This window comes from Glutamicibacter sp. GQ173, assembly GCF_059759215.1.
Genome location: NZ_JCAXDT010000011.1, coordinates 1 through 25,398, shown reverse-complemented (window position 1 = coordinate 25,398; position 25,398 = coordinate 1). Strand labels below are relative to the sequence as shown.

Here is a 25,398-nt window from a genome sequence, read left to right as displayed (position 1 = left end):
ACCACACTTCCCGTTCGATACACCAAATTCTTTGAGCTGTAGGCTCATTTCAAGGTTATCGGTCGAAGTAAAAGATCCCGGTTTTTTGGGTTCATTCACGGCGAGCCTTTACCTTGAACCTTAGCTCTAATGTTGTATGCGAGCTGGATGCGCACTGGCATTTCGCGAAAGGACACGATGAGCACCTTTGTGAAGTTCATCAGCCTGGCCGTGGCCGAGCCGGAGAGCGAGGAAGTCAGTGTTTCCGTGCTGCTCCAGGCACAGCTGGATGACGGACGGCTGATCGTCGTGCTCGATGACCGGGGCTAGTCCATCAATTGCCCCTGGCCGCAGGCGGAACTGGCTGAACCGGCCCCCGGGGCGACCGCGGCCCAAGCCCTGCACGATTACTGGGAGTACATCCAGTCGATCCTCGCTGCGCAACAGCTGCACCTGCCGGTCCACGAGCTGATGGCCCTGGAGCATGAAGTCCCGTTCGGCCCGCGCCTGCAAAACCTGCTGGCCGCGTCAGGCCATTGACCCTGCCTGGGATTGGGCAGGAGACTTGAACCATCATGAACAAGGATTCCCAGACCGTGCTCGCTTCCCTGGAGCACTCGTTGCAGCTCGGCGGCCGGCTCGTCGAGAACATTGCAGGCCCGCAGTGGAATGCGCCCACACCGTGCAGCGATTGGACGGTGCGCAAGCTGCTCGAGCATGTGGTGGGCATGAATCTGGTCTTCGCCGCCATGCTGTCCGGGCAGCGCCCACCCTCTCGCGATGCCGATGTGCTGGGCGAGGATCCGGCCGGGGCCTATGCCCGCTCAGCGCAGCTGCTGCTCGCCGCCTTTGGCGCCCCGGGGGTGCTTGAACAAAGTTTCCAGAGCCCGATGGGCACGGCCACCGGCTTCGAGCGGCTGCAGATCCGCAGCTACGATTTGCTCGCCCACCTCTGGGATCTGGCCCAAGCCACCGGCCAGGCGCTGGAGGATGATCCCGTGCTGGAGTCCTCGGCGCAGCAGGCATGGGAATTCGCCCGCGGGCAGCTCGCTGATTCTCCGCGTTCCGGGCGCTTCGATCCCCCGCAACCGGTCGGCGATAAGGCACCGGCGCTGGACCGGCTCGCGGCGTTCCTCGGCCGGCCAGTGCCGTGGACCCCACACCGATAATTTGCCCTCGATCCGGAGAAGTCCTTGAACCGGGCGCACCCCGGTGGTCAAATGGTGCCACACACCAGGACCAGGCGGCGTGAGGGGCGAGGCAGATGTTCATGGGAATGCTCGGCAATTGCACGGTATCGGATGTGGCCCGCGCCGAGCACTGGTATGCCCGGCTCTTTGGCAGATCCCCCGATCAGCGGCCCATGGACGGATTGCTCGAATGGCATCTGGCCCCGGGCTACGGCGTCCAGGTGTACTGCGAACCCGAACGCGCCGGGCACAGCACCCTGGTCTTGGAAGTTGCCGATCTCGACGCCCAGGCGTCGCGGCTGCTGGAATCGGGCATCGAGCATCACGGCCCGCAGCCCGGCGGCGGGGCGCGAATCCTGCAGCTTCAGGATCCCGACGGCAACCGGGTAGTGCTCGCCTCCCCGTTGACCGGCCTCGCGCGCTGAGCCCGGCATCAGGAACTCAGGCTTGCTCTGCCGCCCAATCGAATGACAACGGCAGCAGCTCGCGAGCGCTTACGCTGCGCGGCCCGTTCGGGGTATCGACGATGACTCGCAGCTGCGGGTAGTTATCCGCCATCACCTGGCGGCAGCGACCGCACGGGTTCTTGATTCCGCGGCCCTCGTTGCCCACCGCAACTACCACCTGCGGATCCACGGCCCCGGCGGCACGGGCCACCCCGAAAGCCACCAGCTCGGCACAGGGCCCGCCGGTGAAGTGGTAGAAATTCACGCCCGCGTGCATCGTGCCGTTGGCAGCCAGCACCGCGGCGCCCATGGTGTGCACCCCGTCCCCGCCATCGGGCGCATCGGTGGTGGACTCGATGGTCTGCCGGGCCAGCTCGACCAGCGCTTTTTCGGCATCAGCCAGTTCTCGATAGTGCAGCCGGTACGGTGTCGCGTTCATGGCTCCAGCCTAGCTGCCACGTCCTGCAGCCAGGCATCCCACGCCCCGCTGGCCAGCCCGGCCAGCAAGCCGTATCCTGCGGCGCGTGGATGCGCCCCGTCATCGGCGGCCACTTCACCGCGCCACAGTTCATTGCCGGCCAGGTCTTCGTGGACGCCCAGATACGGCACCATCTCCGAGCGGCAGAATGCCCGCATCTGCGCGTCCAGCTCAAGCAGTTCCGTGTTCAAGGCATCATCGGCGATCGCTGGCGGCCCGATCATCAATACCGGCCAGCTCCGTTCCCTGGCCGCATCCAGGATTGCCGCGAGGTTGGGGATCCGATCTTCGGCTGCCACCCGTGGCTTCGCTCCCCAGCGGATGACGTCGTTGACGCCGAAAGAGAACACCACGCCCACCGCATGATCCCCTGGCGGAAAACGCGCAGCGCATTCGGCTTCGAATCGCTGCCTGATCATGGCGCTGGTATCGCCGCGCACCCCGAGGTTGTAGCCGGTGAGCGCGTAGCCGCGTTCGATTCCCCGGGCGATAAGCCGTCCTGCCCATCCGCGGTGGGTTTCATCGCCGACTCCCGCGACAAAAGAATCCCCGACGAAGCACACTCGCAGCGCTGCACCCATGATGTCCTCTCGACCGGTTGGCTGTCCCGCCACCCAAGGCCAATCCTCCCAAAGATTCCAAGACGCAAAAAATCCGCTACCCGAGCACTTCGGATAGCGGATTCTTCACTGCGGGCTAATGGCCCTCGACGCTGGTTTCGTCGAACGGACGGTTGCCGGCCAGCACGGCCTTCGCCTGGTCCATGTCAATTTCCCTGGTCCACTTGCCGATCAGCAAGGTGGCCACGGCATTGCCAGTGAAGTTGGTCAGCGCGCGGGCTTCGGACATGAACTTGTCGATGCCCACGATCACGCCCATGCCGTCCAGCAGTTCCGGACGGTGCGACTGCAGCCCGGCGGCCAAGGTGGCCAGGCCTGCTCCGGTCACGCCGGCGGCGCCCTTGGAAGCGACGATCATGAAGACCAGCAGGCCGATCTGCTCGCCCAGGTTCATCGGCATGCCCATGGCGGTCGAAACGAACAGGGCTGCCATGGTCAGGTAGATCGCGGTGCCGTCAAGGTTGAACGAGTAGCCGGTTGGCACGGTGATGCCGACAACCGGCTTCGAAACACCGGCATGCTCCATCTTGGCGATCAGGCGCGGCAGGGCCGACTCGGAGGAGCTGGTGGAGAAGATCAGCAGGTATTCGCGAGCCAGGTACTTGAGCAGCAAGAAGATGTTCAGACCGGTCACCACGCGCAGCAAGGTGCCAAGGATGACAACGATGAACAGGGCGCAGGTCATGTAGAAGGCGCCCATCAGGATAGCCATGGAGCCGATGGCGGCCCAACCGGTGGCACCGACCACTGCGGCAATGGCGCCGAAGGCACCAATCGGGGCAACCCACATGATCATCATCATCAGGCGGAAGACCACTGCCTGGATGTGCTTGATGCCGTTGAGCACCGGCTCGCCGGCCTTGCCCATGGACTGCAGCGCGAAGCCGACCAGCAGGGCCAGCACCAGGGTTGGCAGCACCGGGATGTCGCCCGGGATCAGTTCCAGCAGGAAGGCGACGGTGGCGTTGTCTCCCCCGCCGGCGCTCGCCTCATATGGCTCGAGCTTCAGTCCGGACCCAGGGTGGATGATGTTGCCGACGACCAGGCCGATGGCCAGTGCGAAGGTGGACATGGTGATGAAGTACAGCAGCGCCAGGCCGCCGACCTTGCCGACCGTAGCGGCCTTGGCGATGGAGCCGACACCGAGGGCGATGGTGCAGAAGATCACCGGGGCGATCAGCATCTTGATCAATGCCACAAAACCGGTGCCCAGGGGCTTGAGCGCCTTGCCGAGGTCCGGGGCGAGCAGTCCGACCGCTGCGCCGAGCACCACGGCGGCAATCACCATGATGTACAGCCAGTGGGTCTTGTCTTTTTTCTTCGTTCCAGCCTGGGCTGAGTTGCCGCCCGGCTTCATGTCGTCAGTGACAGTCATGTAGTTAGTCCTACCCTTGAAAAGTGCCTGCAACCGCCCCTGGCGTCCTTGCCAAGCCGGTATTACGTAGAATCGTTCTGTTCAATGGTGCGCGCCGAGGTGATGTGCATCTCTATTGCGTTCATATTGGTCACGCAGTAGCACTCCAAAGGAAGACACCGCAAGAGGAGGAGCGCAACATGACAGACCACTTCACGGACCTGTCCTCGCCCCGCGAGGCCCAGAACGATGCAATCCCCGCTCCCCTGAGCCGCAACGGCTGGTCTTTTGCGGTGCTGATCTTCGCCGCGCAAATGCTCGTGGTCATTTTGGTGGTCATTGGAATGGCGGTTTCCACCTACCAGCAACAGGCCCGGGTCATCCTCGACGACAAGCAAGCCACCGTTGCCACGATCTCCATTACACTGGCCAACGACCCTTTCGTGAGCAGCGCGCTGGCCGACGACCACCCCTCGGAACTGCTGCAGCCCTATACCAACAAGATCCTGGACCGTGGCCAAGGTGTCGATTTCATTTCGATCATGACCCCGGACACCAAGCGCGTCACCCACCCCAATCCCGAGCGGATTGGCCAGAACTACGCAGGTTCCACCAAGCAGGCGCTCGCCGGCCACACCTATAACGAGGTGGCGCTGGGAACCCTGGGACGCTCGGTGCGGACCATTGCGCCGGTGTACCACGACGGAAAGCTTGTCGGGCTGGTGGCCACCGGAATCACCCTGGAAAACCTGCAGACGATTTACCGCAGCGAGCTGCCGCAAATCCTACTGGTTTCCGCACTCGCCCTGATCCTGGCCGGCTTCACCTCGTGGTGCTTCTCGCGCTACGTCAACCAGGCGACCTTGGGCTTCGGCCCGAATGGTCTGCGCCGGCTCTACGCCTTCTATTTCTCCGCACTGCATTCGGTGCGCGAAGGGCTGGTGCTGCTCGATCGGCGGCATCGGATCGTGCTCTATAACCAAGAGGCCGCGAAATTGCTGGATTTGCCCGATGAGGTACCGCCTCATGGCCTGGATCTCGACCAGGTCCAGATGCCCGAAACCCTGCGCACGCTCATGGCCACCGGCCGCAGCTGCAAAGACGAAATCCATCTGGGAACCCGCAGCGTCCTGTCCATTTCCCAAGGCCCCGCACGCTTGACCAACGCGGGATTGCCCCGGCGAGGCGGCGCTCCTCGGCGCTGGCTTGGCGTGCAGCCGCTCACCGGCCAGGTTCTGACCTTGCGCGACCTCACCGAGGTGCAGGAACTGGCCGGCGAGGTCCAGTCGCTGAAAACCTTCTCCACCGCACTGCGAGCGCAAACCCATGAGCATGCCAACCGGCTGCACACCATCGCCACGCTGATAGAAAATGGCCAGAACGAGCGGGCCTTGGCCTTTGCGGTGGACGATCGGCAGCATTCGCAAAAGCTCACCGATGCCATCGTGCATTCCATCGATGACGCCTATCTCTCCAGCCTGCTGGTGGCCAAAGCCGCCCAAGCCCATGAGCGCGGGGTCAAACTGGATATCACCGCACAGGGATTCATCCCTGCCGATGCGGTGGCAGCCAGCGATATGGTCACCATCGTGGGCAACCTCTTGGACAACGCCTTGGACGTTTCCGCCGGCACCAGGGAATCCACCGTCTGGGTTGAGGTCACCGCGGGGCATGGGGAGCTGATCATATCCGTGGCCGATTCCGGGCCCGGCATTGAACCGGAATTCCTTGACCAGCTGCTGCGTTTCGGGGTGAGCACCAAAAAGGGGGCACAGCCGCGCGGACTGGGCTTGGCCCTGGTGCAGCAGGCCGTGCTGCGCCTAGGTGGCACAATGAATGTTGACAATGATGCCGGGGCGATCTTCACTGTGACCCTTCCGCTAGAGTCCAGCAGCCAGCCCAGGAGAGTTCCATGACAGATCCCCGCATCGTCCCGCCCGCCCCGTCTTCAAACAGCGCGGACATCGTTGTGCTCGTGGTTGACGACGAGCCCGAAACCGCGGCGTCCCACGCCAAGTACGTTAATCGGGTCCGCGGATTCGCGACCGGCGCGATCGCCAGCAACGGGCAAGAAGCGTTGTCCCTGCTCACTCGTGCCCGGAATTCAGGGGCTGCCTTTGATCTGGTCCTCCTGGACATGACCTTGCCCGATTTGCACGGCATCGACGTGGCCAAGCGGATGCGCGGGTTGGGCCTGACCACCGACATCATCGCCATCACCGCCGTCCGCGATCTTGCCGTGGTCCGCTCCGCTGTCGCCACCGGCATCACCCAGTACCTCATCAAGCCCTTCACCTTTGCGGCCTTCAGCGAGAAGCTGGAAAATCACCGCCGCTTCATCTCCACCATGCGGTCCACCGGGCCGGACACCAGCCAGGCCGCCTTGGACACCGCCTTTTCCGCGCTGCGCACATCTACCGCTTCCGCGTCCCTGCCCAAGGGCCTGATCCCGGAAACCTTGGCACAGATCAGCGAGCATCTTGCCCGGCAGGCCGAACGGTGCTTCTCAGCCACCGAACTGGGCGAAGAGCTGGGCATCTCGCGGGTCACCGCGCGGCGCTATCTGGAGCATCTGTTCGAGACCAGGGCAGTGCTCAAACAACCGCGGCATGGCACCAGGGGCCGCCCGGAATATGAATACCGGGCAGCCCCTCGAAGCTAGGCCGCCGACCTAGGCTTGCGCGCGCAACAGCGGTACCAATTCATCGAGCACCACAGGGTCCTCGATGGTGGATGGAACGGTGAACTCCTTGCCGTCGGCAATCTGCCGCATGGTCTTGCGCAGGATTTTGCCCGAACGGGTCTTCGGCAACGCCGCGACCACAGTGACTTCGCGGAAGTCCGCCACGGCGCCGATCTGCTGGCGCACCAAGGCGACAATTTCCCGCGCCAAGGTCGCCTCGTCGATCTGAACGCCGGATTTGAGCACGACATAGCCACTGGCGCGCTGCCCCTTGAGCGCATCGGCCAGGCCGATCACGGCGCATTCTGCGACCGCCGGGTGGCTGGCCAGCACCTGCTCGATGGCGCCGGTGGACAGCCGATGCCCGGCAACGTTGATCACGTCATCGGTGCGGCCCATCACGAAGAGGTAGCCGTCCTCATCCAGGAACCCCGAGTCCCCGGTCAGGTAGCATCCCTCGATCTGCGCCAGATACGTGTCGATAAAGCGCTGGTCGTTGCCCCACAGCGTGGTCAAGGCTCCAGGTGGCAACGGCAGGCGGACAACAATATTCCCCTCCTGGCCCGCCGGCAGCTTTTCGCCCAGACCATCGCGAATCTGCACCGCGAAGCCAGGCACCGGGGTGGTGGGCGATCCCGCCTTGGCCGGCAGCGCTTCCAGCCCCAGCGGATTCGCGGCGATCGGCCAACCGGTCTCTGTCTGCCACCAGTTATCCACCACGGGAATCCGCAGAAGATCGGAAGCGAAGTGGAAGGTATCCGGGTCCAGGCGCTCTCCGGCGACAAACAGCGCGCGCAGGCTGGACAAGTCATGGCTGGCGATCAGCGCGCCCTGCGGATCCACCTTGCGCACGGCACGCAACGCAGTTGGCGCAGTGAACATCGTTGTGACCCCGTGGTCCTCGATAATGCGCCCAAAAACTCCGGCATCCGGCGTGCCCACCGGCTTGCCTTCATAGAGCACCGTCGTTGCGCCGGCGATCAACGGCGCGTACACAATGTAGGAGTGGCCTACAACCCAGCCGACATCGGAGGCGGTGAACATGGTGTCCCCGGGATGCACATCGTAGATTGCGTTCATCGAGTACTGCAGCGCTGTGCCGTAGCCACCGGTATCGCGGACCACTCCCTTCGGCGCCCCGGTGGTGCCCGAGGTATACAGCACGTAGAGCGGGTGGGTTGATGGCACGGGCACGGCCGCGGCGGGTGTTGCCTGCTGCGCCAGCTCATCCCAGTCCAGCCAATTGACCTGTTGTCCGTTGATGGGCTGGTTCCGGTATTCGGCGAGGCCATGCTCGAACCCATCGCGGTGGGCCACGATCACGTCCCTAACCGCTGGTTCCGCCAGGGACAGCGCCTCGGACACCGCCGGCAGGTATTCGATGCGCCGGCTTGGCTCGATGCCACCAGAGGCGGTTACCACCGCGACCGGCGCGCAGTCGGTAATACGGGCCGCCAGTTCCTTCGGGGCAAAGCCGCCAAAAACCACCGAATGCACGGCACCGAGTCGGGCGCAAGCAAGCATGGCGATCACGGCCTGCGGGATCATCGGCAAGTAGATCAGCACCCGATCCCCCATGCCGACCCCGCGCCCTGCCAATACGCCGGCAAAGGTTTCGACCTCGCTCAGCAGCTGCGCGTAGGTGTAGCTGACGACGCTGCCCAGCATCGCTGAATCGTGGATCAGCGCGGTGTGATCTGCGCGGCCGGCGGCAACATGCCGATCGAGCGCATTGCTGGAAAGGTTGAGCTTGCCATCGGGGAACCAGGAATAGAGCGGCTTGCGCGAATCGTCGATGGCTATTTGCGGCACCATGTCCCACTGGAGATCCTGGGCCGCTTGCAGCCAGAAAGTGGCGGGGTCATTGGTGGCCTGGGCGAAGGCCCGGCGATATTCCTGTGCCATTGTTCTTTCCTCCCGGCACCGGGCGTCATTGCCCGGCCCCTGCGTGGTGACTGAGGTCGTCCTCGCCGACAACTCTATGAGCCAAGTCACGCCACCACAAGGTTTATGTATACATAAACTGAAAAGATTTTGGGAAATATTCTCATATCTCCCAATTTTCCACGGGCCATGTATACAATTGCAGCATGAGAGCAAGCGACAAGGTCTATGAGAGCCTGCGCGCCGACATTGTCGAATGGCGCTTGGCTCCGGGCACCGTACTCGCAGAAGTCGAGCAGTCAGAACGCCTGGGCGTTTCGCGCACACCAGTTCGCGAGGCGCTGGGGCGGCTGGTTGCCGACGGACTAGCGGTAGCGCAACGCGGGCGAGGCACGGTTGTCTCGGAGGTCAGCGAAGATCACGTAGAAGACCTGTTCGTCCTGCGCGTAGCGCTGGAATGCGCCAGCGCCCGGCAGGCAGCCAGCTCAGCGCAACGAGCAAGCTTCGACGAACTTGCGCAGCGCTTTGAGGCCGCCGCCCTAGAAATAGCGATCCCCGGATCCCGCGAATCCTACTACCAGCTGGTGCAGCTGCTCGACGATTCCATCGACGAAGCTGCGAACAACAAGTACCTGTCCAACGCATTGCGCACCCTGCGGGTTCACCTGCAACGGATTCGGCGCATGGCCAAGGACAACCCCCAACGGCTCAAGGCCTCGGCCGGCGAACATGCTGCCATAGCGCGAGCGATCGCCAGCGGGAATCCCGAGGTTGCCGCGGCGGCCACCACAGTTCACCTGCACCAATCCTTCACCCACATCATGGCCCACGCGGCCGGATCAGAAAGGCAATGACCATGATCAAGCACCCTGTACGCGTATACCGCTCCGAGGAAAACCTGGCTCGCGAAGACCAGCTGGCGCATAAGATCGCCACCGTGGCCGCCGATCCGGTAGAGGTCACAGCAGAAGTGACCGACATGATCATCAACCGCATCATCGACAATGCCTCGGTGGCCATCGCTTCGCTGAACCGAGGACCGATCATTGCCGCCCGCGCACAGGCGTTGACCCACGCCCCATCCACCGGCGGGGCGGGCGCCAGCGTCTTCGGCATCTCCGAAAAAGTCTCTCCGGAATGGGCAGCCTGGGCCAACGGCGTGGCCGTGCGCGAACTGGACTACCATGACACCTTCCTGTCCGCCGAATACTCGCACCCGGGCGACAACATCCCACCGATCCTGGCTGTTGCGCAGCACACCGGTGCCTCGGGCAAGGACCTGATCCGCGGCATCGCCACCGGCTACGAAATCCAGGTGGACCTGGTCAAGGCCATCTGCCTGCACAAGCACAAGATCGACCATGTCGCGCACCTGGGCCCATCGGCCGCCGCCGGCATCGGCACCCTGCTGGGCCTGGATGTCGAAACCATCTTCCAGGCCGTTGGACAGGGCCTGCACACCACCACCGCCACCCGTCAGTCGCGCAAGGGCGAAATCTCCACCTGGAAGGCCCACGCCCCGGCCTTCGCCGGCAAGATGGCCGTGGAGGCCGCGGACCGTGCGATGCGCGGCCAGACCTCCCCAGTGCCAATCTACGAGGGCGAAGACGGCGTCATCGCCTGGATGCTCGATGGCAAGGATGCCGCCTACGAGGTGCCGCTGCCAGAGGCCGGCGAAGCCAAGCGCGCCATCCTGGACACCTACACCAAGGAGCACTCGGCCGAGTACCAGGCCCAGGCCTGGATCGACCTGGCCCGCAAGCTGCACGGCGAGCACCCGGAGGCCACCGACCCGAAAAACGTCACCTCGGTGCTGATCAAGACCAGCCACCACACCCACTACGTCATCGGCTCCGGCGCGAACGACCCGCAGAAGTACGATCCCACCGCCAGCCGCGAAACCCTGGACCACTCGATCCCGTACATCTTCACCGTGGCCTTGCAGGATGGCGCATGGCACCACGTGGATTCCTACTCCCCTGAACGTGCCGGCCGCGCCGACACCGTGGAGCTGTGGCACAAGGTCACCACCGAAGAAGATGCGCAATGGACCCGCCGCTACCACTCGCTGGACATCGCCGAGAAGGCCTTCGGCGGCTCGGTGGAGATCACCCTTGCCGACGGCACCGTGATCACCGATGAAATCGCCGTGGCCGACGCGCACCCGCTGGGCGCCCGTCCTTTCGCCCGCGAGCAGTACATCAACAAGTTCCGCACCCTGGCCACCGGCTTGGTGGACGACGCCGAGATCGACCGCTTCATCGCGGCCGCAGAAAACCTTGAAAACCTGGCCGCCGGCGAACTGGACCAGCTGAATATCGTCGCCGCGGCGAGCGTCATCAACGCAGCGGCCGCACCGAAGGGTCTGTTCTAGCATGCTGTACTCGACAAAAACCCCTGCGGCAAAGCGCCTGGCGCTGCGCGAAATGCTCACCCCGGGTGCCGCCCGCCAGTTCCCTGGCGCCTTCAACCCGCTCTCGGCGAAGCTGATCAGCGAGAAGCAATTCGGCGGCATCTACATTTCCGGTGCGGTGCTCGCCAACGACCTTGGCCTGCCGGATATCGGATTGACCTCGCTGACCGAGGTAGCCACGCGTGCCGGGCAAATCGCCCGCATGTCCGACCTGCCCTCGATTGTGGACGCCGACACCGGTTTTGGCGAGCCGATGAACGTGGCCCGCACCATCCAGGAACTCGAATACGCCGGACTTGCCGGGTGCCACATCGAGGACCAGTTCAACCCGAAGCGCTGCGGACACCTGGACGGCAAGAATGTGGTGGACACCGACACCATGCTCAAGCGCATCGCCGCTGCGGCCGACGCACGCATCGATGAGAACTTCCTGATCATGGCCCGCACCGACATCCGTGCGGTGGAGGGCCTGGATTCGGCCATCGACCGGGCCAAGGCGATGGTCGACGCCGGAGCCGACGCGATCTTCCCGGAGGCGATGAAAAACGTCGCCGAGTTCGAGGCAGTGTGCAACGCCGTGGATGTGCCGGTGCTGGCGAATATGACCGAGTTCGGCAAGTCCGAGCTATTCAACCGCCGGGAACTGGCAGATGCCGGTGTCGCGCTGATCATCTACCCGGTCACCCTGTTGCGCAGCGCCATGGGCGCGGCCGAGCGAGTGCTGGATGCCATCAGTGAGGATGGCACCCAGCAGCGCGAAGTGGATAACATGTTAACCAGGTCACGCCTCTACGAGCTCGTGGACTATGAAGCCTACAACCGCTTTGATACCGGAATCTTCAATTTCCAGGTCCCGACCTTGGACATTGATTCCAATAGCGCCAACCTCTAGATTCGCACCATAGCAGTATCACCAATGCATTATTTCTCCGGCAATGAAGAGGAGCAAGAATGACTACCCCCGAGGAAATCAAAAAGGGCCTAGCAGGCGTTGTCGTTGACTACACCGCCGTCTCCAAGGTCAACCCGGAAACGAACTCGCTGTTGTATCGCGGTTATCCCGTGCAGGACCTGGCCGCTAACAAGTCCTTCGAAGAGGTCGCGCTGCTCTTGTGGACCGGGGAATTGCCGAGCCAGAGCGAATTGACCGAGTTCACCGCCTTCGAACGTGCCAACCGCGCTTTGGATCCGCGGGTCAAAGCCGCCATTGATCTGCTGCCCGCCGACTGCCACCCCATGGATGTCGGACGCACCGCGGTGTCGGTGATCGGCGCAAACCACCCCGAGGCAGGCAATTCCTCGCCCGAGGCCGAACTGCTCAAGGCCAAGGAACTGTTCGCTGCTTTCCCGGCAGTGGTTGCCTACGACCAGCGCCGCCGCCGCGGCCTGGAGATAGTCGCCCCGCGTGAAGACCTGGACTACTCGTCCAACTTCTTGTGGATGACCTTTGGCGAAGAAGCCGCCCCGGAGGTTGTCGATGCTTTCCGCGTGTCCATGGTGCTCTATGCAGAACACTCTTTCAACGCCTCGACCTTCACCGCCCGAGTAATCACTTCGACCCTGTCGGATCTCCATTCGGCGGTCACTGGGGCCATTGGAGCGTTGAAGGGTCCGCTGCATGGTGGAGCCAACGAAGCGGTGATGCACACCTTTACCGAGATCGGCATCAACAAGGACGAATCTCGCGAAGATGCCGCGAAGCGCGCCAAGGCCTGGATGGTGGAAGCACTGGCCGCGAAGAAGAAAGTCATGGGCTTCGGGCACCGTGTTTACAAGCACGGCGACTCGCGCGTCCCGACCATGAAGGCCGCATTGGACCGGATGATTGAACACTACGATCGCCACGAAATACTGGGATTGTACGACGGCCTGGAAGCTGCGATGGATGAAGCCAAATCCATCAAGCCAAACCTGGATTACCCGGCCGGTCCGACCTATCACCTCATGGGCTTTGACACCGAGATGTTCACCCCGATCTTCATTGCGGCACGCATTACCGGCTGGACGAGCCATATCTTCGAACAGCGCGCAGCCAACGCGCTGATCCGACCGCTCTCTGCCTATAACGGCTCGGAGCAGCGAGCACTGTAAAAAGTTCAGCTCACAACAAGGGCCACGGGGACGAAGCAAGCACTTCCTCCTCGTGGCCCTTGCCACGCCCAGGACCGGAGTGCACCAGTTGGCCGCCGCGCAGGCTTGCAGTATCGAACGAATCAACCTATCGTTTAACGATAGAAACACTTCGAAGAACGATAAGGTAACTTGCCATGGGAAAATTCAGTATTGTCGGGTTGAAGATAATTCTGGCTGTGATTCTAGCTGGCACGTTCTTTGTTCAGCTATTCATGATCCCGATGATTTTCATCCACGAGTCACCGAGCGACGGGACGGAGAAGTTCTTTCAAGGCTCCTTCCTCAGCTACCTTTTTCTCGCAGGTCTCATCATTGAAACCTGCGTTTACTGCGTGTGGAAATTAGCGACGAGAGTCAAACGCGGGACTGTTTTCGACCCGGCCTCTTTGGGTTATGTAACGCCCATCATCATCGCCTTCGCGGTCGGCGCCGTGGCCACGCTTGCACTCGGCGCCATCTTCGCTGCCAGCACCGAAATAGCACCCGGCGTTGTGCTTCTTGTCGGTGGGGCCGGACTCCTGATGATCGGCATCAGCATCATCGTGCTCGTCCTGCGCCAGCTGCTCGAACAAGCGGCAATGACCGAAGCCCAAGCTGCCGAACTTCGCACCGAATTGGGTGGCGTTATCTGATGGGAATCCGAGTAGATATCGACGTGATGCTAGCCAAGCGAAAAATGGGGGTTGGCGAACTATCAGAGAAGATCGGCATCACGCCAGCGAATCTTGCCGTGCTCAAAAATGGACGGGCCAAGGCCGTCCGGTTTAGCACCTTGGAAGCGTTGTGCCGTGAATTGGATTGCCAACCTGGCGACCTGCTGATTTTTGAACCCGACGCCGGCTAGGACAGAGAACGGCATCGGATCAAGATCAATCCCAGGGGTCAAAATCAATCGTTTGCACCGAGATGTTGTCGGAGGCCAGAACTATCCTTGCGGTGAACCTCTGGCCGGCGGCCAGCTGGGGCAGCCAAGTTTTCGAGTCCTGCCACATCTGGTCGACGGGCAATTGGTCGATGCGGAACCACAACGGTTCGAGCTCGTCGCTGCTGGCTGCTTGCCCCTCGGCAGATCGCGCGATAAAGGTCATGCAGTCCATGTCAGCGGCGGGCAGCGAACTGAATCTGAATTCAATTCTTGCTGCCAGTTGCAGGTCCGGGCCAGAGACCCTCAGGCCCGTTTCTTCGAAAAATTCCCGAACAGCCGCTTGCCTGCTCGACTCCCCCGGTTCATTTTTCCCTCCGGGAAGGACGATCTTTCCTTGCCCGAATCCGCGCAACTTTCGCCCCAGTAGAATTTGGGCATGCCCATCCCGTTCAGCGAGCAAGGCAACTAACGCCACCGGACGAGGATTAGACGAGTGGCTATTCCCAGACATGGTCATTCAACCCTTGGATGCGCCAGTTGATAGGACTCACGCAGCGAGTCCACCGTCACTTTGGTATAAATCTGCGTTGTAGTCACCGAAGCGTGACCCAGGAGTTCTTGTACTACACGAACATCGGCACCGCCCTCTAGTAAGTGGGTGGCGAAGGAGTGGCGCAAGGTATGCGGCGAAACTTCGACATTGATTCCCGATCGCTGCGCAGCCTTGCTGATCAAGAGCCAAACTGACTGTCGAGACAGCCGGCCACCGCGCTGATTGAGAAAGAGCGCAGGCGTGCCCTTGCCCTTCAGCGCCAACCCAGGTCGCGAACGCACCAGGTAGTCGCTGACCGCTTGCTGCGCGTAACCGCCTACGGGAACGATGCGTTCCTTGGACCCCTTGCCGAAGAGCCGGACCACCGCGTCGTCGGCAAAATGAAGATCGTCCACGTCCAGATCGACCACTTCAGAAATTCGAGCACCGGTGGCGTACAAGAATTCCAGGATGGCGCGATCACGCAGGCCCGCCGGAGTTTCGGTACTGATCGAATCCAGCAGTCGAATTACCTGCGCAATGGAAATCGCTTTTGGCAGTGATTGCCCGATTGCCGGGGGCTGAATCTCGCGTGCCGGATTGGGCACGCAAATCCCTTCCAGCTCCCAGTACTTGTGCAACTGCCGTATGGCCACTGCATGCCTGGCCACGGACCTCGCGCCCAAGGGCTTATGGTCGTCGTCGCCGCGGGAAAGCTCCTGCAGATAACCGCTAATGGTGGCCTCGGTGATTTGCTGTGGATCGTTCACGTTATAGGTTTGCAGCACATCTGCATAGCGGGCTAGGTCCCGGCGGTACGATGCAAGCGTATTCTCGGCTAGGCCTCGTTCGATGGCCAGGTGCTGCAAGTAGCGCTTGACCGCCTGCTCAAAGCCGTCGCTCATCCTTCGCGCAGATTGGGGTGAACCTCGAATGGTTCATTCGCGTCGCGCAAATTGGTGTACTTGCTAGCTCGTGCAGCTTGAGTAGCCAGGAGCGCGATCATTGCCGTTGGATTGTGAATCTTGCCGGCCAGTACTGCGGCAACAGCTTCTTCCAATGGAACCCAGGTGCTGATCATTTCAGCTTCTTCTTCGGTGCGTTCATGTCGCTGGCCCTCCGGCACGAGCTGCGGTTCGCGTGCTAGATATACTCGCACGGCCTCCGATGACGAGCCTGGCGAAAGGAAGACATCCGTCAAAATTGACCAATGATTTGCCGTTCGGTCCGCTTCTTCCCAGAGCTCACGCTTGGCTGCATCCAGCGGTGCCTCGCCCTCGATATCCAACAGCCCCGCGGGAATCTCCCATAAGCGCATCCCGACTGGATGGCGATACTGATTGATCATCAGCACTCGCTCGTCATCATCCATCACCAATACACTGACGGCGCCAGGGTGGTTGATGTAATCGCGTTCAATGGTTCCGCCAGTCTCTGAAAGCTTCACCGAATCGTGGATGACGTTCCAGATTCGCCCTTCGTACACTGTTTCCCGGCCCAGTAATTCGCGCGGAGAGAATTCGTCGGAAATTGGAGGCATCGACACCAGGTTCGTCCTTTGGTAGGTAATAGCTGTCCTTCAATTCCAAGCTTAAACAGCCGCGCGCCGGTCAAGAGTAACCGGCGCGCGAGTGCTTGCAGAGAATTCACTCTGCCCGAAATTTGCTAGCTGCGCTGATCCAAGGCAGCAGCAACAAGACCAGCGAACATCGGGTGCGGCCGTGTCGGGCGGCTGGAGAGCTCCGGGTGCGCCTGAGTGGAGACGTAGTAAGGGTGAACATCCTTTGGAAGTTCGACAAATTCTACAAGGCTGCCATCTGGCGAAGTGCCGGAGAAGACCAGGCCAGCTTCTTCCAGCTGCGCGCGGTACGAGTTGTTGACCTCGTAACGGTGACGGTGGCGTTCTGCTACGTCGGTTGTGCCATAGGTTTCGGCCAGGACCGACCCTTCAGCCAGCTTTGCCTCATAAAGGCCAAGGCGCATGGTTCCGCCCAGGTCGCCCTTTCCATCCACGATCTCCAGCTGCTCCTCCATGGTCGCGATGACCGGGGTGGTGGTATCTGGATCGAATTCGGTGGACGAAGCGCCTTCAAGGCCAGCAACGTTTCGTGCGTATTCGATGACCATGGACTGCAGGCCAAGGCAAAGGCCGAGGGTAGGCAGCTTGTTCTCACGAGCGAAACGCAGTGCGCCCAGCTTGCCTTCGAGGCCGCGAATGCCGAAGCCACCTGGCACGCAGATTGCTTCAACGCCAGCGAGAGCCTTGGCAGCTCCTGCTTCAGTGGCGCATTCATCTGCTGGAACCCAGCGAATGTTGACCTTGGCGTTGTTAGCGAATCCACCGGCGCGCAATGCTTCGGTCACCGAAAGGTAGGCGTCCGGAAGGTCGATGTACTTGCCAACCAGAGCTACGGTCAGCTCAGTGCTTGGGTTATGCACAACGTCCAGCAGGCGGTCCCACGAGCTCCAATCGACATCGCGGAACTTCAGTTCCAAAGTCTGCACGATGTAGGCGTCCAGGCCCTGAGCGTGGATGACCTTGGGGATGTCGTAGATGCTCGGGGCATCAGCGCAGTTGATGACAGCTTCGGTGTCCACGTCGCAAGTGCGTCCGAGCTTGGCCCGCATCTCCGCAGGAATCGGACGATCGGAACGGATGACCAATGAGTCTGGCTGAATGCCAATGGATCGCAACGCAGCTACGGAGTGCTGGGTTGGCTTGGTCTTCAGCTCATGGCTCGGGCCAATGAATGGAACCAGGGATACATGCACGAAGAAAGCGTTCTTGCGGCCGATGTCCTGTCGAACCTGGCGCGCTGCTTCCAAGAATGGCTGGGATTCGATATCGCCAACAGTGCCACCGATTTCGGTGATGATCACATCTGGAGCTGATTTGCCGGCGGCAGGATCAGTGGCAGCCAAGCGCATACGGCGCTTGATTTCATCCGTGATGTGCGGGATCACCTGGACGGTATCGCCCAAGTACTCGCCGCGACGTTCACGTTCCAGAACGGTTGAATACACTTGACCGGTAGTTACGTTGGCGGTTCCAGGAAGATTCTCATCCAGGAAGCGCTCATAGTGTCCGATATCCAGATCGGTTTCTGCGCCATCGTCAGTGACGAAGACTTCACCGTGCTGGAATGGGTTCATAGTACCTGGATCGACGTTCAGGTAGGGATCGAGCTTCTGCATGGTCACTGAGAGACCACGAGCTCGAAGTAGATGTCCAAGGCTGGATGCCGTCAATCCCTTACCAAGGGAAGAGGCCACACCGCCGGTGACGAAGATATGCTTTGTCGTTTCAGACGACCGAGAATCACGAGTTGAATTACGCTGCACCACGGGATTTCATCCTATCACCATTCCAATATTTAGCATCCTTCTAAAACTCTAGTGCACCATCACGCGAAGCCCTAGCCTCACCGTAATTCAGGCATTCACCAAGACTTTTAGCCGAAAATCTATTTCGCGGTGGTGAGCGATGACACTAGAATCTGGGCTTCCGAAAGCAACTCCTCCGCATGGGCCTGAGCTGTATCCGATTCCTCTTGACCCGCTAGCATCCTCGCCAATTCCTTGACGCGTGCATCCTGGTCGAGGCTAATCACATCGCTGGCGGTGTAGCCTGCACCTGATTTCGATGTCGCATCCGAATTCTTGATCACGCGAATATGGCGATCTGCATACGCGGCAACCTGAGGCAGGTGTGTCACGACGATGACCTGCACGTGCCTGGCGAGCATTGCCAGGCGTTCGCCAATGGCTACGGCAGCCTTGCCGCCTACGCCCTGGTCGACTTCGTCGAAAACGAACGTCGGCACCGGGTCGACCGCCGCCAGCACGACTTCAATGGCCAGCATGACACGTGAGAGTTCACCACCGCTGGCGCCCTTGCCCAAAGCACGTGGAGAGGCACCGGCATGAGGGGCGAGCAGCATCGAAATTGCGTCCTGGCCGAATGCCCCCGGCTCGTACAATTCGGCGACTTCAATAACGAGCTTTGCATCTGGCATCGCCAAGGCTTTAAGTTCGGCCGAAACCTGCGAGGAGAGCTTCTTTGCCGCTTTGCGTCGAGATTCCGACAGCTCGGAGGCAAGCGAAGCGACGCGATGCTCAAGCTCAACTACTTCATTCTCAAGCTCCGCAATCCGCGAATCATCGCCACCAAGCCGCTCCAGGCGGGAACGGGCCTCGGACGCCCAGCTGATCACTTCGTCGACGCTCGGAGCGTACTTCCGCATCAGCTTGTTCAAATCAGCGCGGCGGGCCTCGATCTGCGCAAGCCGCTCCGGGCCTTCCTCGTCGAGATCTGCGGCATAGGCCGCCAAATCGCTGGACAGTTCTGAGGCAAGAATGCCAAGTTCTGCAGCACGCTCGGCAAACGAGGACAATACGGGATCGTCGCCACTGGCCTGAGCGAGCACTCCCCTGGCAGTTTCCACCAGCGTCGTGACTCCAGGGTTCTCGAAATCTTCGGAATCGATTACGGACTGCGCTTGCTGGCTGGCAGATCGAAGCGACTCAACGTTACCCAACTTGATCGACTGCTCGCGCAAGGTTTCGTCCTCACCCGGCTGCGGATCCAGCGACTCAATCTCATCCAGGGCCAAGCGCAAATTTTCGGCCTCGCGCACTCGATTGCGCGATTCGGTCTTCAGGCTCGATAGCTCTTTAGTTGCGGAGCGCCACTGGCGGTACGAACGCTGGTAGCTGCTCAAGAGGCGGGTGAGCGATTGCCCGGCAAAGCGATCGAGGGCATCGCGTTGAGCGGCTGGCTCCTTGAGCCTAATCTGATCGGATTGGCCGTGGACTGCGACGAGATCATGGCCCAGCTCGGCGAGCAGGCCCACCGGGGCGCTGCGCCCGCCAATGGTAGCCCTGGAACGCCCCTGGGCCGACAGCGATCGGGAAAGCAGCAGTTCGCTCTGTTCGCCAGCCGGTTCAATAAAGGCACCGGCTTGGCTGGCAGAATCAAGTACATGGTGATCCGGCGGCAAGTGCACCACGGCCTCGGCGAGGGCATGCTTGGCACCGTTTCGCACCGCCCCGGCATCGGCACGACGCCCCAGCAACAAGGACAACGCGGTGATCACCATGGTCTTGCCAGCCCCGGTTTCACCGGTGACCACTGTGAGCCCTGGGCCCAGTGGAAGGGTGGCCTCAGTAATCACACCAAGGTTGGAAATCTGGATTTCCTGAATCATTGCCTGCTCCCGAATGTCGAGTTCAAGTCGTACCGTGAGATTTTAGTATATGTGTTCTAACCCTGTTTTTCGTAGTTATGTTCGAGCGTGTGGAAAATTTTTCTGGAACTCGTTTATTCCGGGCCATCGTCGGTTCGCGCGACCATGGGGATTCCCGGTTCGTCACGGTGGTGCGGCTCGACACTCTGCAAGCCAGGACCGATAATCGGAAGGGCGGCAGTGGCTGATCGGCGTGCATCTACCTTTGCCGGCCCGCGCCATCCGGTGATCGGCAATTCAAATTTGTTGACCAGGCGCTCGGAAAATGGCGTGGTATTCAAACGCGCCAAATACACCGGGCGGCTGCTGCGCGTAACCTCCACGCGGGCGCCAGGCGGCAATTCGATAGTTCGCCGGCCATCGCACCACAGCACGGCGCCAGCATCGGTGCGGGTGAGGATCTCGACCGCCATCACTGAATCCGGCGACACGACCAGCGGCTTGGCAAAAAGCGCATGGGCCGAAATCGGCACCATGATCAGCGCAGCTACATCCGGCCACACCACTGGCCCGCCTGCGGAGAAGGAATAGGCAGTCGATCCGGTGGGCGTTGCCATCACGACGCCGTCGCAGCCAAAGGTCGAAATTGGGCGGCCATCAACTTCGATCACCACTTCGACCATGCGTTCGCGATTGGCTTTCTCCACGGCGGCTTCGTTCAACGCCCAGGTTTCAGCCAGGCACACATTATCGAGCCAGACCTTGACCTCGATGGTCATCCGCTCTTCGACGGTATATTCCTGATTGACCAGGGCGTCCACCGTTGCTGCGAGTTCGCTGCGTTCCGCTTCGGCGAGGAAACCCACATGCCCGAGGTTCACGCCCACCAGCGGAAGCGGCGCTTCACGGACCAATTCGGCGGCGCGGAGCACCGATCCGTCTCCCCCAAGCACCACGCCCAGGTCAACGTCGTCAATCTGGCAGTCCTCGCCAAGGATTTCGATCGACTCGATGGCCCCGCCGATGGCGTCGGTCATGGCTTCGTGGTCCTTGCGCCGCATCACCGTGATGGCACCGGCGGCTTTGAGCAATGAACAGGTTTCTATGGCCGCGGCGATCGCTTCTTGGCGTCCGGTATGGGTGAAAACTAGAATTCGGCGCAAGGCGGGCGGCCCCTCTCAGGATCGTGAGATGCAAAATGACCGAGGCGTTCGACCCCGGCTAATGCACGTCACTTCTAAGAATAGTCAACGTTCTGCTCAATCAGCGCAACATCCGCCGGCTGTGCATTTTCCCCGGCCTTGAGCCACAGGAAGAATTCGACGTTACCGTCCTGGCCGGGCAGCGGGCTGCGCGCCAGGCCTTGCAAATGCAGCCCTGCTTTTCGTGCGCTGGCAATTACCGCTTCTACGGCTGTTTGGCGCAATTGGGGGTCGGTGACTACTCCGGTGCGGTTCAAATGCTCGCGGCCGACCTCGAATTGCGGCTTGGCCATGAGCACCAGCGAGCCGCCGGGCTTGGTGGCCCCAGCCAGGGCATCGATCACCAGGCGCAGCGAAATGAAGGACAAGTCGGCTACTACGAGGTCGACAACTCCCCCAATATCTTCGGGCGTGAGGTAGCGGACGTTGAGTCCTTCATGGACCGAGACCCGGGGGTCTTCGCGAATTTCGGCGACCAGCTGTCCATGTCCGACATCGGCCGCGACCACATGTTCTGCACCGCGGCGCAGCAGTACATCGGTGAATCCCCCGGTAGACGCACCAGCGTCAAGGCAGCGCAGCCCGGCAGGATCGATAGTGGTAAAGACATCTAGTGCGCCGGCCAGCTTGTGCCCGGCACGAGAAACGTATTCTTCGTTGCCGCTGGGCAGCACCGCAAGTTCATCGGCGGCAGAAACCTTTTTTGAGGCCTTGGCGGCAGGATGCCCTGCCAGCAGCACGCGCCCGCCGGCAATCAGCTTGCCTGCTTCGGTGCGCGAACGGGCCAGACCTCGGGTGACGAGTTCTTGATCGAGCCTTGTCACCGGCTGTGCTCCGCGCGATTGAGTTCTTGCTGCAGCCCTTGGAGCAACTGCTCATAGACCTCTGCATGCTCGGTAATATCGTGATCGGCCAACGATGACAGGGCCTGCTCTACCTGCGCATCGTCCATGCCCCGCGGGCCGGGAGCAGGCACTGGGTTCTGTGGAATCATGCTTAGCCTCGAACCCGGCGCAGGGTATCCAGTCCACGCTCGGTAAAACGGATTTCTGGAACTTCATGGCCGCTCTGGCGTGGGTGGGCAAGCCACCAGGCATGGCAGGCGGCGCGCCAGGCATTCAGGTCCGACTCGCTGCCGGAGACTTCGATCGCTCCGGCGTCAACCTTGGCCACCGCTTCGCCCACTTGCACGCCATAGCCCAAAACCTTGATGGTCGGGTACGGGCGGTACAGGTCAGCCAGCGTGTTGATGAGGTAATTGGGGCGCTGCTCCACTGGAGCTCCGAGGGCGGTACGCGGCGAATCCACGCCGGTCAGCACCAGGGCGGTGGAGAACCCGGCCCGGAATCCACCGAGAATGTCGGTATCCAGCCGATCGCCAACCACCAGCGGACGATGCGAATCCAGTCGATCCGCGGCACGGGCAAAAAGGTACGACTCGGGCTTGCCGGCGACCTGCGGCTCAGCTCCCGTCGCCAATTTCACCGCGTTGACCAGCGATCCATTGCCCGGGGCAATACCCTCAGCGCGCGGGATCGTCAGGTCGGTATTGGTGGCAACCCAGATGGCGCCATTGTTGATGGCGTAGCTGGCCTCGGCCAGGTTTTTCCACGACAGGTCGGGGTCGAATCCCTGGATGACCGCTACCGGTTCATCGGCATGGGATTCGACCACTTCCAGGCCGCGAACTGCAATGCATTCGCGCAGGTAGGGGGAACCCACCACCAAAACCTTGGATCCCGGATTTAATTCGCGTGCGAGCATCTCGGCGCCGGCATCTGCCGAACCGAAAATTTGCTCAGCGCTGGTCTTCACTCCCAGCTGGCGCAGGTGCGCTGCGACAGACATCGGCGAACGCCCTGCATTGTTGGTAATGAAGGCCAGAGTGACATTCACTTCCGCAAGGGTGTTCAGCGACTCGACAGCGTCATCGATGGCGTTGGGGCCAGCGTAGACAACTCCGTCAAGGTCGGAGAGGACAGAATCAAATCCAGAAATCAGCATTCGGTGGTGGTTCCTACTACTTGTTGTTTTTGGCTGCTACTGCCACAGCTTACTTCGAGGACTCGTCCTCGGACTCAGCTGGCTCGCCCTCCGTGCCGGATTCGGCGACTTCGCTCAGGCCGTCTTCCTCGTCGATCCCGGTTGCAGCCTCATCGGCTGCTTCAGTCTCGTCGTCGTCCTGGTCTGAAACCTCGGCCTCTTCCTCATTCTCGACCGGGTCGATCAAGTCCTTTGCACGGGGAGCTTCTTCCTCTTCATCCATTTCTGGAGCCAAGTCCATGATGAATGATTCGGTTTCCTGCTCGATGCCCAGCGCACGCTCGGCAACTTCGACCTGCTCGTTCCAGCGCTTTGCGTCCTCGGGACGGCCAGCGGCCGACAACAGATCCGCGTATGCAGTGAACAGGCGCGGGCTGAAGGAGAACGCGCGGTTGAAGTTCAGCTGTTCCAAGGATTCCAGCTCTGCCAATGCCTCATCCAGCTTGCCCAGATCGCCATAGGCACCGGCGGCTACAATCTGCATCTCGACCTTCACAGCAGCTTCGAGGTTGGCGGACTCTTCCGACTGAGCCAACTCGATGGCCTTTTCCGGCCGGCCCAGCGCGCGCAGCGAATCAGCGATCAACGGCAGGTTGTAATCTGAACCGGAAATCCGGCGGTGGGTGCGCAATTCGCGCAGTGCGTCTGCATACTTGCCAGCGTGGTAAGCCGCGATGCCAACTGCTTCACGAACTACCGCCACGCGGCCACCACGACGCGAAGCTGCCAAGGTGTGCTCGTAAGCAAGCTCTGGATCTTCTTCCAACAGGCGCCCAGCCATCACCAGGTGCTTTGCAACCCAGCCTGCGGAACGTTCCTCAAGGTAGCGGAGCTGAGCGCGAGCAACACGATCCAGTTCCTTACCGGTGACATCCTCGTCGATATCCGGCGATTGCGTGCGGTCAGCACGGTTTGAGATACGCAGATCGCCTGGGTTATGAGCGCGTGGAGTTTCTGCACGTGGGTCTTCGAAGCGCTGTCCGCGTGCTGGACGATCGCCCTTTGAGCGGTCGTCCTTGCGGAAATTGCCGCGATCATCATTGCGCTTGAAACCACCACGGTTGTCATCACGACGGTCGTTGCGGAAGCCGCCACGGTCCTCGTTGCGCTTGAAACCACCACGGTTGTCATCACGACGATCGTTGCGGAAGCCACCGCGATCTTCATTGCGCTTGAAACCACCACGGTTATCATCACGATCGTTGCGGAAGCCACCGCGATCTTCATTGCGCTTGAAGCCGCCACCGTTGTCATCACGACGATCGTTGCGGAAGCCACCGCGATCTTCATTGCGCTTGAAGCCGCCACCGTTGTCATCACGACGATCGTTGCGGAAGCCACCGCGATCTTCATTGCGCTTGAAGCCACCGCGATTGTCATCACGCTTGAATCCGCCACGGTTGTCTTCACGACGGTCATTGCGGAAGCCACCGCGATCTTCATTGCGCTTGAAGCCACCGCGATCTTCATTGCGCTTGAAGCCACCGCGATCTTCATTGCGCTTGAAGCCACCGCCGTTGTCTTCACGACGGTCATTGCGGAAACCGCCACGGTCTTCGTTGCGCTTGAAGCCACCGCGATTGTCATCACGCTTGAATCCGCCACGGTTGTCTTCACGACGGTCATTGCGGAAGCCGCCACGGTCTTCATTGCGCTTGAAGCCACCACGGTTATCATCACGGTCCTGGCGGAAGCCACCACGGTTATCATCACGGTCCTGGCGGAAGCCACCGCGGCTCTCATCACGACGGTCATTACGGAAGCCACCACGGTCTTCATTGCGCTTGAAACCGCCACGGTTATCATCACGCTTGAAGCCACCCCGATTGTCATCACGACGGTCGTTGCGGAAGCCACCACGGTCCTCGTTGCGCTTGAAACCGCCACGGTTTTCATCGCGATCCTGGCGGAAGCCACCACGGTTATCTTCACGACGGTCATTGCGGAAACCACCGCGATCATCATTGCGCTTAAATTCGCCACGATCATCGCGACGCTTAAAGCCATCACGGGAATTGTTGCGGTTTGTATCTGAATTCCGGAAGTCGCCTCGCCCGTTATCAGAACTACGGCGGAAATCGTTAGACATTTAATGTCCCCTTCAGCGGCAATCTCAATACCGCAACCTTCGTGATCGCTTGCACGATGCACTTCACTATTAACTAATCAGCGTGCTCCAACGGCACGAACAACTAACTTCAAGTCTACGGGAGCAAAGACTCATACCATAGGGATTAGAAGCCAATGTGGTAAGACACTCAGTCCAACAAACTCCAGAGTTGCTGAATGTAATTCCGTTAAGGCGCTGCGGTCCCCGGTCAGCATCCAAAGCTCTTTAAACAGGAAAAAAAGGGGGGCCAGGCACCCACCCGAACCCCCACCAACCAACA

Annotated in this window: 25 protein-coding genes; 11 read left to right on the top strand and 14 right to left on the bottom strand. The window is 61.0% G+C overall.

Annotated features, from left to right (window positions below; all coding sequences use genetic code 11):
* The first annotated feature begins 177 nt into the window (after positions 1 to 177).
* From AC6CHO_RS15845 to AC6CHO_RS15835, 3 genes are all read left to right on the top strand, one after another.
* Positions 178 to 309: a hypothetical protein gene (locus tag AC6CHO_RS15845; RefSeq protein WP_498216398.1), complete on the top strand. Its 132-nt coding sequence runs from the start codon at positions 178 to 180 to the stop codon at positions 307 to 309.
* Positions 310 to 554: 245 nt separating this feature from the next.
* The gene (locus tag AC6CHO_RS15840; RefSeq protein WP_498216397.1) at positions 555 to 1,148 is read left to right on the top strand and encodes a TIGR03086 family metal-binding protein; all 594 of its coding nucleotides are present in this window, start codon (positions 555 to 557) and stop codon (positions 1,146 to 1,148) included.
* A gap of 101 nt (positions 1,149 to 1,249) precedes the next feature.
* The gene (locus tag AC6CHO_RS15835) at positions 1,250 to 1,594 is read left to right on the top strand and encodes a VOC family protein (protein WP_498216395.1); all 345 of its coding nucleotides are present in this window, start codon (positions 1,250 to 1,252) and stop codon (positions 1,592 to 1,594) included.
* 16 nt (positions 1,595 to 1,610) lie between these two features.
* Here the strand turns inward: AC6CHO_RS15835 and AC6CHO_RS15830 are convergent, their stop codons facing one another.
* From AC6CHO_RS15830 to AC6CHO_RS15820, 3 genes are all read right to left on the bottom strand, one after another.
* A complete protein-coding gene (locus AC6CHO_RS15830) occupies positions 1,611 to 2,054 on the bottom strand; it encodes a cytidine deaminase family protein (RefSeq protein ID WP_444664692.1) in 444 nt (147 codons plus the stop codon).
* Positions 2,051 to 2,707: a GDSL-type esterase/lipase family protein gene (locus AC6CHO_RS15825; RefSeq protein WP_498216393.1), complete on the bottom strand. Its 657-nt coding sequence runs from the start codon at positions 2,705 to 2,707 to the stop codon at positions 2,051 to 2,053. Before AC6CHO_RS15825 ends, AC6CHO_RS15830 begins: the two co-directional genes overlap by 4 nt.
* 82 nt (positions 2,708 to 2,789) lie before the next feature.
* On the bottom strand, positions 2,790 to 4,088 hold the full coding sequence (locus tag AC6CHO_RS15820) for a cation:dicarboxylate symporter family transporter (protein WP_498216392.1): 1,299 nt from the start codon (positions 4,086 to 4,088) through the stop codon (positions 2,790 to 2,792).
* Positions 4,089 to 4,267: 179 nt separating this feature from the next.
* Here AC6CHO_RS15820 and AC6CHO_RS15815 point away from each other — a divergent pair, with 179 nt between their 5' ends.
* The gene (locus AC6CHO_RS15815; RefSeq protein ID WP_498216391.1) at positions 4,268 to 5,983 is read left to right on the top strand and encodes a sensor histidine kinase; all 1,716 of its coding nucleotides are present in this window, start codon (positions 4,268 to 4,270) and stop codon (positions 5,981 to 5,983) included.
* Positions 5,980 to 6,729: a response regulator gene (locus tag AC6CHO_RS15810; RefSeq protein WP_498216389.1), complete on the top strand. Its 750-nt coding sequence runs from the start codon at positions 5,980 to 5,982 to the stop codon at positions 6,727 to 6,729. Before AC6CHO_RS15815 ends, AC6CHO_RS15810 begins: the two co-directional genes overlap by 4 nt.
* 9 nt (positions 6,730 to 6,738) lie before the next feature.
* Here AC6CHO_RS15810 and AC6CHO_RS15805 read toward each other — a convergent pair whose 3' ends face one another.
* The gene (locus AC6CHO_RS15805) at positions 6,739 to 8,655 is read right to left on the bottom strand and encodes an AMP-binding protein (RefSeq protein WP_498216387.1); all 1,917 of its coding nucleotides are present in this window, start codon (positions 8,653 to 8,655) and stop codon (positions 6,739 to 6,741) included.
* A 185-nt stretch (positions 8,656 to 8,840) separates the two neighbouring features.
* Between AC6CHO_RS15805 and AC6CHO_RS15800 the strand changes: the two genes are divergently transcribed.
* The 6 genes from AC6CHO_RS15800 to AC6CHO_RS15775 all read left to right on the top strand — a co-directional run bounded on the left by AC6CHO_RS15800 (position 8,841) and on the right by AC6CHO_RS15775 (position 14,024).
* The gene (locus AC6CHO_RS15800; RefSeq protein WP_498216385.1) at positions 8,841 to 9,488 is read left to right on the top strand and encodes a GntR family transcriptional regulator; all 648 of its coding nucleotides are present in this window, start codon (positions 8,841 to 8,843) and stop codon (positions 9,486 to 9,488) included.
* Positions 9,489 to 9,490: 2 nt separating this feature from the next.
* Positions 9,491 to 11,008 carry an MmgE/PrpD family protein gene (locus AC6CHO_RS15795; RefSeq protein ID WP_498216383.1) on the top strand — a complete coding sequence of 506 codons (1,518 nt, stop codon included), beginning with the start codon at positions 9,491 to 9,493 and terminating at the stop codon, positions 11,006 to 11,008.
* A 1-nt stretch (position 11,009) separates the two neighbouring features.
* On the top strand, positions 11,010 to 11,939 hold the full coding sequence (gene prpB, locus AC6CHO_RS15790) for a methylisocitrate lyase (protein ID WP_498216382.1): 930 nt from the start codon (positions 11,010 to 11,012) through the stop codon (positions 11,937 to 11,939).
* 59 nt (positions 11,940 to 11,998) lie between these two features.
* The gene (locus AC6CHO_RS15785) at positions 11,999 to 13,138 is read left to right on the top strand and encodes a bifunctional 2-methylcitrate synthase/citrate synthase (RefSeq protein ID WP_060701188.1); all 1,140 of its coding nucleotides are present in this window, start codon (positions 11,999 to 12,001) and stop codon (positions 13,136 to 13,138) included.
* Between the two features lie 176 nt (positions 13,139 to 13,314).
* Entirely contained in the window at positions 13,315 to 13,812 is a 498-nt protein-coding gene (locus tag AC6CHO_RS15780) for a DUF2975 domain-containing protein (protein ID WP_498216380.1), read from the top strand.
* The gene (locus AC6CHO_RS15775) at positions 13,812 to 14,024 is read left to right on the top strand and encodes a helix-turn-helix domain-containing protein (protein ID WP_060701186.1); all 213 of its coding nucleotides are present in this window, start codon (positions 13,812 to 13,814) and stop codon (positions 14,022 to 14,024) included. Before AC6CHO_RS15780 ends, AC6CHO_RS15775 begins: the two co-directional genes overlap by 1 nt.
* Positions 14,025 to 14,049: 25 nt before the next feature.
* Here AC6CHO_RS15775 and AC6CHO_RS15770 read toward each other — a convergent pair whose 3' ends face one another.
* The 10 genes from AC6CHO_RS15770 to AC6CHO_RS15725 form a co-directional block, all read right to left on the bottom strand.
* Complete coding sequence (locus AC6CHO_RS15770; protein ID WP_444664713.1) at positions 14,050 to 14,556, bottom strand: 8-oxo-dGTP diphosphatase; 507 nt, start codon at positions 14,554 to 14,556, stop codon at positions 14,050 to 14,052.
* A 2-nt stretch (positions 14,557 to 14,558) separates the two neighbouring features.
* Positions 14,559 to 15,482 carry a site-specific tyrosine recombinase XerD gene (xerD, locus tag AC6CHO_RS15765; protein ID WP_084793151.1) on the bottom strand — a complete coding sequence of 308 codons (924 nt, stop codon included), beginning with the start codon at positions 15,480 to 15,482 and terminating at the stop codon, positions 14,559 to 14,561.
* The gene (locus AC6CHO_RS15760; RefSeq protein ID WP_498216476.1) at positions 15,479 to 16,117 is read right to left on the bottom strand and encodes an NUDIX domain-containing protein; all 639 of its coding nucleotides are present in this window, start codon (positions 16,115 to 16,117) and stop codon (positions 15,479 to 15,481) included. Before AC6CHO_RS15760 ends, xerD begins: the two co-directional genes overlap by 4 nt.
* 125 nt (positions 16,118 to 16,242) lie before the next feature.
* Positions 16,243 to 17,922, bottom strand: coding sequence for a CTP synthase (gene pyrG / locus AC6CHO_RS15755; protein WP_060701183.1), 1,680 nt, complete (start codon positions 17,920 to 17,922; stop codon positions 16,243 to 16,245).
* 119 nt (positions 17,923 to 18,041) lie between these two features.
* Positions 18,042 to 19,784, bottom strand: a complete 1,743-nt coding sequence (recN, locus tag AC6CHO_RS15750; RefSeq protein ID WP_498216378.1) for a DNA repair protein RecN — start codon at positions 19,782 to 19,784, stop codon at positions 18,042 to 18,044.
* Positions 19,785 to 19,897: 113 nt separating this feature from the next.
* A complete protein-coding gene (locus AC6CHO_RS15745) occupies positions 19,898 to 20,926 on the bottom strand; it encodes an NAD kinase (protein ID WP_498216377.1) in 1,029 nt (342 codons plus the stop codon).
* Between the two features lie 74 nt (positions 20,927 to 21,000).
* Complete coding sequence (locus AC6CHO_RS15740) at positions 21,001 to 21,789, bottom strand: TlyA family RNA methyltransferase (protein WP_498216375.1); 789 nt, start codon at positions 21,787 to 21,789, stop codon at positions 21,001 to 21,003.
* Positions 21,786 to 21,959, bottom strand: coding sequence for a hypothetical protein (locus AC6CHO_RS15735; RefSeq protein ID WP_498216373.1), 174 nt, complete (start codon positions 21,957 to 21,959; stop codon positions 21,786 to 21,788). The genes AC6CHO_RS15740 and AC6CHO_RS15735 overlap by 4 nt, the downstream gene beginning before the upstream one ends.
* Before the next feature lie 2 nt (positions 21,960 to 21,961).
* Positions 21,962 to 22,969 carry an HAD-IIA family hydrolase gene (locus AC6CHO_RS15730; protein WP_146278100.1) on the bottom strand — a complete coding sequence of 336 codons (1,008 nt, stop codon included), beginning with the start codon at positions 22,967 to 22,969 and terminating at the stop codon, positions 21,962 to 21,964.
* Positions 22,970 to 23,018: 49 nt separating this feature from the next.
* Positions 23,019 to 25,097, bottom strand: a complete 2,079-nt coding sequence (locus AC6CHO_RS15725; RefSeq protein WP_498216371.1) for a hypothetical protein — start codon at positions 25,095 to 25,097, stop codon at positions 23,019 to 23,021.
* Positions 25,098 to 25,398 lie beyond the last annotated feature (301 nt).